The organism is Bacillus sp. SIMBA_005 (assembly GCF_046535585.1).
Classification (GTDB): domain Bacteria; phylum Bacillota; class Bacilli; order Bacillales; family Bacillaceae; genus Bacillus; species Bacillus pumilus.
This window is the reverse complement of the sequence record NZ_JAWRWI010000038.1, coordinates 1-504: the sequence shown is the minus strand read 5'-3', so window position 1 is coordinate 504 and position 504 is coordinate 1. Positions and strand designations below refer to the sequence as shown.

Below are 504 nucleotides of genomic sequence, written 5' to 3'. Positions count from 1 at the left end.
CTCCTATATCCGCGATGTCATCCGGCAGAAAAACGCCAAAAAAATCGTAAAATCCAAATCCATGGCTGCTTTGCTTTTTCAAAACCCGGATGAAGAATCATATAATCCGGGCCTTCATATACCGCGGCGCTGCCCATTTGAACCGTCCGGCTTTTCAGCCCGCCGTAAATGCCGTTTATAACGGCATCGCATAAATGAATGACATGTTCCCTCTTTTCTTCAAATAAGACGATACGAGCCGATGAATGCTTTTTGATTTCCTCCAGCCAGTCACACGGCATATCGAGCAGATCGAATATGAGAAGGTCGGGAGCCCGCGTGTTTATTTCCCGGACAATAAATTCCTTCTGTCCCTTGTCAGGCTTGATGATCACTTCCCATTGATCAGATGACAGATAAGAAGAAGCCTCTTTATTTGTGTAGAACGTTATTGAGCAGTTGTTCTTAATGGCACCGGCAAGCAGCTTCATCCGAACCGCGTGCCCCATGCCGATGTCACGGCCC

General features: G+C 47.2%; 1 pseudogene. It reads right to left on the bottom strand.

What is annotated here, in order from left to right:
* Window positions 1–65 precede the first annotated feature (65 nt).
* A pseudogene (locus SB660_RS18935) lies at window positions 66–504 on the bottom strand (PseG/SpsG family protein); the annotation flags it as partial.